We start from the raw sequence: 7,202 nt of genomic DNA on the forward strand, positions 1-7,202 counted from the left end.
TGCTGGACAATTTCAGCTGCTTCTCGATCTCCTCGCGGCCGATCACGATCACCGAGCCCGGGATGGCCGAAATCGGCTCCTCGGTACGATTGGCGCTGACCACCACGGTATCCAGCATGGCCGGGGCAGCCTCCTGCTTCTCCGCTGCCTGCTGAGCCAGGGCCGGCATCGCCAATCCCCCGCCAAAAGCCGCCACCACCACCAGAATGTTACGCCGCACCATGATTTGCATTCCCCAGAATGTTCTTAATGGGGGCGGATCGTAATTATATTGCGAGTTAATTGCAATTATAATTCTTGGGAATATTAATTGCGAACCAAGGAAATTTTTTACTGATTTTCCGGCAATTCAAATGATCGAATTGTCCATCAGCCCACTGCCCAGCCAGAAAACGAGCGGTTAGACTGCAGGTGAACCTGGCGAAAACGGATGAGCTGGTATCTCGGATCAGGTGATTAAGGGTTATGCCGCAGCAGTAGCGGCGTTGATGCCGCGCTACGAGCAAATCGCGCCGGCCGTGCTTTATGCCCCGATGGCCGCCTTGCTGCCGCAGAGCCGTTTCACGGCCCCGGCCCGCATCCTGGATATCGGCGCCTGCAACGCAGTGACTGAACGGCCGGCCTAGAATTTTTCCGTAAGCGTTGCCTGGATACGATCCAGCGCGGCGCCGAGCCGCTGGATATCGGCCTCGTTCCAATCGGCAAACACCTCACCCGCCGCGGGCACCAGCAGGTTTATCGCCTGCGCATGCTGCGCGCGGCCCTCGGGCGTGAGAAACAACAGCTTCTGCCGGGCATCGAAATCGCTCGGTTGTTCGCGCAGCAGACCGCGCTGCACCAGCTTCTGCACCCGCTTGCTCACGCCAGGCTGCGGCGCGTTGGTGGCCTTGGCAAGCTGGGTAACGGTGCGCGGCAGATCGGGCCGCTCGGCAAACAAATGCAGCAAGCCGAAAAGCGGCGCCGGCAATGACAGGGTCTCCAGCAAGCGCGTGGCCACCCCGGCCGAAAGGCTGTCGATCAGGCCGATCTTGTTGATGATGACAAAGCGCAGATCGAAGGCCATTGGCCCTGATGCTGTAGCTGGCCCTGATGCTGTAGCTGGCCCTGATGCCGCCGCTGGCCGGGAATCGCCCGGCACCAGGGCGATGGGTTTTGCCAATGGCCGGCTCATGGTTCTCTCCCGGGTTTTCTTCGGCGTATTCTCCGAACCATTGCCCGGTTCAGTCGCCGTCGACCATAACGCGGTTGCGGCCGTCTGCCTTGGCCTTATAGAGCGCATCGTCGGCGCGCTTGAGCAGTTTTTCGGCGCTATCGGCATCGATGCTTGAGGCCAGCCCCACCGAACAGGTGACCGACAATTCGCCCACCGGGGCGCGCACAGCCACCATGGCGCTGCTGATGGCGCGGTGCAAACGATCAGCCACCACGCGGGCGGCATCCAGCGTGGTATCGGGCATCAGCACCACGAATTCCTCGCCGCCATAGCGGCAGGCCATGTCCATGCCACGGATGTTGCGCACGATGCGTGCGCCGACTTCGCGCAACACGTCGTCGCCCACCTGATGGCCATAGGTATCGTTCACCAGCTTGAAATGATCGAGATCGAGGATCAGCACGGCGGTGCCATGCTGCTGCGCGCTTTCGGTGAGCAGCGTATCCAGATGCGAGGCCATGTAGCGCCGGTTATACAGGCCGGTCAGCGGATCGATCACCGCCATCTGGATGCTCTGCTGGTAATGCTGGCGCAGGCGTTCCTGATAGCGTTTGCGGCGCACCTGGGCACGCAGGCGGGCGATGAATTCGTTGCGATCGATCGGCCGCACCACATAGTCGGTCACGCCGATCTCCAGCCCCTTCACCAGGGCTTTCTGGTCATCCGGCCCCACCAGCAGCAGGATCGGCGCATTGCGGGTTTGCTCGGTGGTGCGTAATTGCGAGCAGAGCCGCAGGCCATCGGGCGATTTCAGGCCCAGGCTGACCACCACGGAATCGTATTCCTGCTTACGCGCCTCGGACAGGCCTTCCATGCCATCGGTGACCAGGTTAACCAGGAACTGGTCTTCGATCATGCGCATCAGGCGGGTCTGGTCGCGCGGATTATCCTCGATCAGCAAGATGCGGGCCGAGGAATAATCTTCGTCCAACGTGGGCACCGGCGGCGAGATCACGCCCAGCGTGGCCGACGTGCGCTCGCGCATGCGCAACTCATCCAGCATCAGCTTCACGCGCAGCAGCGACCGCACGCGGGCGAACATCGAGATGTCGTCCACCGGTTTGGTGAGGAAATCGTCGGCGCCGGCCGACAGGCCCTGCACCCGATCCTCCGGATCGCCCAGGGCGGTCACCATGATCACCGGCACATGGGCGGTTTCGGGATCGGCCTTCAAGCGGCGGCAGACCTCGAAACCATCCATGCCGGGCATCATCACATCCAGCAGGATCAGATCGGGATTTGTGCTATGCGCCTTTTCCAGCGCCTCAGGCCCGCTCGCGGCGGTGAACACTTCGTAGTATTCGCTGGTCAGCTTCGCTTCCAGCACCTTCACGTTGGTGCGGATATCGTCAACGATCAGGATTCGCGCCGTCATGGCGGCGACTTCAGGTCTTCGGTTCGAGGAACTGACGCACCGTCTCGATGAATTTGGCAACCGAGATCGGCTTGGCGATATAGGCGTCGCAACCGCCCTCGCGCATCTTCTCTTCGTCGCCCTTCATAGCAAAAGCGGTAACGGCAACCACGGGAATGCTGCGGAGGTTGTCATCCTCCTTGATCCACTTGATCACTTCCAGGCCAGACACTTCAGGCAGCTGGATATCCATCAGAATCAGGTCGGGCCGGTGCTGGCGCACGATAGCCAGCGCCTCCATGCCGTCCTTGGTCTGCAATGTCTTGTAGCCATGGGCGTCCAGCAGGTCGTGGAACAACTTCATGTTGAGTTCGTTGTCCTCGACGATCAGAACGGTCTTGCTCATCGGCCGGTCCCCTGCTGCTTCCTTTTGCCCGGCTGATGCCGGGCAACCCCACATATACTTTACACGCCGAAATCAGACGGCATTGGAATACCTGGCTGCATATACTGGCAGTTCGGCACACGCTTTCGGGCTATGTATCACTTCACCCAGAAACGGCCAAGTCGGTAATTGCTACAATCCCGGGCTCACCAATCCCAGTGCCTACAATATCGTGTATATAAAAAGCCATGACAAGCGATCCGTCCGCCGAATCCACACTTCCGCCGCTAATCCTGGCGCAGATTGCAACTCTGCAACGGAACCCGCTGCGCCCCCTGCTGGCGGTGGATGCCGACGAGGTGCTGTTCTACTTCATCCGCGGTTTAGCCGGCTGGCTGGAAAGCCGCGCCCTGTATTTCGATTGGAGCAGCTTCGCATTGGCGGGAAATATCCGCGCGCGCGGGGATAATCAGCCCGTGCCGCGCGAAGCCCTGGGCAGCCTGCTGGATGATTTTTTCAGCGAGGCCACCGCAGGGTTGGAGCCGGTGGATGGCGCTGCCGACAGTCTGGCCAGATTGTCTCGACATTACGACATTGTGGTGTTGAGCAACCAGCCGGCCTCGGCCAAGCCGGCCCGCGAACTGGCGCTGGCCCGCCATGGCATGGCCTACCCTGTACTGGCCAATAGCGGACCGAAGGGACCGGCCATGGCCGCGCTGATGGCGGCCAATGCCAGAATGCCGGCGGCCTTCGTGGATGATATCCCCAGCCATCATGGCTCGGTAGCCAAGCACGCCCCTTCGGCAAGGCGCGTGCATTTCATTGCCGAACCGCGCTTGGCGCCAATGCTGGGCAAGGCAGAGTTCAGCAATGTACGGCTGAATAGCTGGGCCGAAATAGAGACCGATCTCATGCAGTTCCTGAGCAAGGCAGCGTGATGCGCATAGGTGTCGATCTGGGCGGCAGCAAAATCGAAGCCATCGCCCTGGCCGATGATGGCCGCATTCTGGCCCGCCAGCGCGTGGCCGCGCCGCGCGGCGATTATCGCCGCAGCGTGCTGGCGATCCGCGATCTGGTGCTGGCGGTGGAAGCCCAGGCCGGCACGACCGGCAGCCCCGGCACGAGGGGTAGCTTGGGCGTCGGCATTCCCGGCACGGTATCGCCTGCCACCGGGCTGGTGAAGAATGCCAATTCGGTATGGCTGATCGGCCATGCGCTGGACAAGGATCTGGCCGAGGCATTAGGTCGCCCGGTGCGACTGGCCAACGATGCGAATTGCTTTGCGCTGTCGGAAGCCATGGATGGTGCCGGCGCGGGGTATAACACGGTGTTCGGTGTGATTCTCGGCACCGGCTGCGGTGCCGGAATTGTGATCAACGGCCATGCCCTGGTGGGGCCGAATGCGATTGCCGGCGAATGGGGCCACAATCCCCTGCCCTGGCCGATGCCAGACGAGCTGCCCGGCCCGGCCTGCTATTGCGGCCTGCGCGGCTGCAACGAAACCTGGATATCGGGCACCGGCCTGGAAAACGATTTCACCCGCGCCACCGGGCTGCAACTGGATGCCGAGGATATCGTTGCGCGCGCGGACACCGGCGATGCCGAGGCGGAAGCCGCCCTGCGCCGGCTGGAAACCCGCCTGGCCCGCGCGCTGGCAGCGGTGCTGAACCTGCTGGATCCCGATGTGATCGTGCTGGGCGGCGGCTTGTCGAATCTAGACCGGCTGTATCAGTCGGTGCCGCAGCTCTGGGAGACCTGGGCGTTTTCCGACACGATCGTTACACCGCTGAAGCGCAATCTGCACGGCGATTCATCGGGCGTGCGCGGCGCTGCCTGGCTATGGGCCATTGGCGAGCGGGCCATTGGCGAGCGGGCCAGCGGTGAGCGGGCCAGCGGTGAGCGGCTGCCATAGCCGGCCGCCGGAAACCGGATAGGCTGCCCCTGTGGTGCCCGGCAGGCTGAGCGGCAAACCCGCCACGGCCCGCGCCGCCAGATAAGCGAAGGCTTCCGCCTCCAGCGCATCGCCGCGCCAGCCGACCGCCTCCACCGGCTGCACCGGCATCTCCAGCCGCAAGGCCAACTCGCGCATGATGCTGGGATTATGCCGCCCGCCGCCGCAGACCAGGCAGCGCAGCGGAGGTTTCGGCAGCAGCTCCACCCCGCGCGCCACCGCGGCGGCCGTGAAAGCGGCCAGCGTGGCGGCGCCGCTGGCGGGCCAGAGTTCGGCCAGCGGATCGAGGGTGAAATCATCGCGATCCAGAGATTTCGGCGCCGGGCGGCTGAAATAAGGATGCGCCAGCATCGCTGCCAACACATCTTCGTCCACGCTGCCTTGCGCCGAAAGCCGGCCGCCCGCATCCATTGCCTCGCCGGTATGGCGATGCAGCCAATCATCCAGCAACGCATTGCCCGGCCCGGTATCGAAGGCCAGCAGATCGGCATCCTCGGGGCCGCCGATATAGGTGACATTCGCCACCCCGCCGATATTCAGCACCAGCAGCGGCAGGTTCAGGCCCGCCTTCTCCGCCAATGCACGGTGATACAGCGGCACCAGGGGCGCGCCCTGGCCACCCACCGCCACATCCTGGCTGCGAAAATCCGATACCGTGGCAATCCCGGTGAGCTTGGCCAAAAGCCCGGCATCGCCGGTCTGCCAGGTGCGGCCCCGATGCGGCCGGTGCAGCAAGGTATGGCCATGGAAGCCCAGCAGGCGGATATCGCCAGGTTTCAGCCCCGCCGCATCCAGCAACTCCGCCACCGCCTGGGCATGGGCCTCGGCCAAGGCGCGCCCCAGGCCGTGATCGCCGCCCCCATGCGCAACGGGGTTGAGGCTGGCCCTGATACGGGCGCGCAGCTCCGGCGTATAGGCCTGGGTGCGGGCCAGGCCGAATGCGGCCACCGCACGGCCATCGGTACGCAGCAGGGCGGCATCGATGCCATCCATCGACGTGCCGCTCATCAGGCCGATAATCCAGGGAAAATCCGACATGGGACTCGAATACTAGGCGTGGCGAGGCGCATATGTTAGACCATCGCCGCAATTCCGTCGCATATCGAGCCTGACAATGACCGCGTATACCTCCGATTTCCTGCGCCTGATGGCCGAGCGTGGCCATCTGCACCAAGCCACCGATCCCGCCCGCCTGGACGAGCAGGCCAAGCAGCCGCGCGGGCTGGTGGCCTATGTCGGCTATGATTGCACCGGCCCCAGCCTGCATGCCGGCCATCTGCTGTCGATCATGATGCTGCGGCGTTTGCAGGAATGCGGCCATAAGCCCATCGTGCTGATGGGCGGCGGCACCACCAAGGTGGGCGATCCGTCGGGCAAGGACGAGCAGCGCAAGCTGCTGACGCCTGAGATCATCGACGCCAACATGCAGAGCATCAAGCGGGTGTTCAGCCGCTTCGTGCGCTTCGGCGACGGCCCGTCGGATGCCATCATGGTGAACAACGCCGACTGGCTCGACAAGCTGAATTACATCGACTTCCTGCGCGATTACGGTCGGCATTTCTCGGTCAATCGTATGCTCAGCTTCGACAGCGTGAAGCTGCGGCTCGACCGCGAACAGCCGCTGAGCTTTCTGGAATTCAACTACATGATCCTGCAGGCCTACGATTTCGTGGAGCTGGCACGCCGCCATGGCTGCAACATGCAGATGGGCGGCTCGGATCAATGGGGCAACATCATCAACGGCGTGGAGCTTGGCCGCCGGGTCGAGGACAAGGAATTGTTCGGCCTCACCTGCCCGCTGCTCACCACATCCTCCGGCGCCAAGATGGGCAAGACCGCATCCGGCGCGGTGTGGCTGAACGAAGACATGCTGGCGCCCTACGATTACTGGCAATACTGGCGCAACACCGAAGATGCCGATGTGGGCCGCTTCCTGCGCCTGATGACCGATCTGCCGATCAGCGAGATCGCACGGCTGGAAAGCTTGCAGGGCGCCGAGTTGAACGACGCCAAGAAGATCCTGGCCACCGAAGCCACCGCGCTGTGCCATGGCCGCGAGGCAGCGGATGCGGCGGCCGAAACCGCGCGCAAGGCTTTTGAAGAAGGCAATTTCGGCGGCGACCTGCCCGTGATGCAGGTTGCCAAGGCGCGGCTGGCGGCCGGCATCGAAGCGTTTCAACTGGTGCTCGAAACCGGCCTGGCGAAATCCGGCGGCGAAGCGCGCCGGCATATCCGCGGCGGCGGCATCAAGCTGAACGACCAGGCGGTGAGCAACGAAACCCAGGCTATCGGGCTGGCC

The 7,202-nt window shown here is 63.3% G+C and carries 9 protein-coding genes; 4 read left to right on the top strand and 5 right to left on the bottom strand.

The window, feature by feature from the left end:
* The coding region (locus KF827_RS19265; RefSeq protein WP_291009168.1) for a hypothetical protein at positions 1–223 on the bottom strand (223 nt) is incomplete at its 3' end.
* 229 nt (positions 224–452) lie between these two features.
* Here KF827_RS19265 and KF827_RS19270 point away from each other — a divergent pair.
* Positions 453–626 (top strand): hypothetical protein, encoded by a 174-nt coding sequence (locus KF827_RS19270; RefSeq protein ID WP_291009171.1) that lies wholly within the window; start codon positions 453–455, stop codon positions 624–626.
* Here the strand turns inward: KF827_RS19270 and KF827_RS19275 are convergent.
* From KF827_RS19275 to KF827_RS19285, 3 genes are all read right to left on the bottom strand, one after another.
* Positions 623–1,063 carry a MarR family transcriptional regulator gene (locus tag KF827_RS19275; RefSeq protein ID WP_291009174.1) on the bottom strand — a complete coding sequence of 147 codons (441 nt, stop codon included), beginning with the start codon at positions 1,061–1,063 and terminating at the stop codon, positions 623–625. The two genes, KF827_RS19270 and KF827_RS19275, sit on opposite strands and share 4 nt — an antisense overlap.
* A 157-nt stretch (positions 1,064–1,220) precedes the next feature.
* Complete coding sequence (locus tag KF827_RS19280) at positions 1,221–2,588, bottom strand: PleD family two-component system response regulator (RefSeq protein WP_291009177.1); 1,368 nt, start codon at positions 2,586–2,588, stop codon at positions 1,221–1,223.
* A 10-nt stretch (positions 2,589–2,598) separates the two neighbouring features.
* Entirely contained in the window at positions 2,599–2,973 is a 375-nt protein-coding gene (locus tag KF827_RS19285; protein WP_291009180.1) for a response regulator, read from the bottom strand.
* A gap of 227 nt (positions 2,974–3,200) precedes the next feature.
* Here KF827_RS19285 and KF827_RS19290 point away from each other — a divergent pair, with 227 nt between their 5' ends.
* Positions 3,201–3,890: a hypothetical protein gene (locus KF827_RS19290; RefSeq protein ID WP_291009183.1), complete on the top strand. Its 690-nt coding sequence runs from the start codon at positions 3,201–3,203 to the stop codon at positions 3,888–3,890.
* A complete protein-coding gene (locus tag KF827_RS19295; RefSeq protein WP_291009192.1) occupies positions 3,890–4,864 on the top strand; it encodes an ROK family protein in 975 nt (324 codons plus the stop codon). The genes KF827_RS19290 and KF827_RS19295 overlap by 1 nt, the downstream gene beginning before the upstream one ends.
* On the opposite strand, the gene KF827_RS19300 is transcribed toward KF827_RS19295, so the two are convergent.
* Positions 4,790–5,941 (bottom strand): anhydro-N-acetylmuramic acid kinase, encoded by a 1,152-nt coding sequence (locus tag KF827_RS19300; RefSeq protein WP_291009186.1) that lies wholly within the window; start codon positions 5,939–5,941, stop codon positions 4,790–4,792. The two genes, KF827_RS19295 and KF827_RS19300, sit on opposite strands and share 75 nt — an antisense overlap.
* Before the next feature lie 76 nt (positions 5,942–6,017).
* Here KF827_RS19300 and tyrS point away from each other — a divergent pair.
* Positions 6,018–7,202, top strand: a 1,185-nt coding sequence (gene tyrS, locus KF827_RS19305; RefSeq protein ID WP_291009189.1) for a tyrosine--tRNA ligase, incomplete at its 3' end; no start/stop codon positions are given.

The sequence above is a fragment of the Ferrovibrio sp. genome (assembly GCF_019636075.1).
Lineage (GTDB): Bacteria > Pseudomonadota > Alphaproteobacteria > Ferrovibrionales > Ferrovibrionaceae > Ferrovibrio.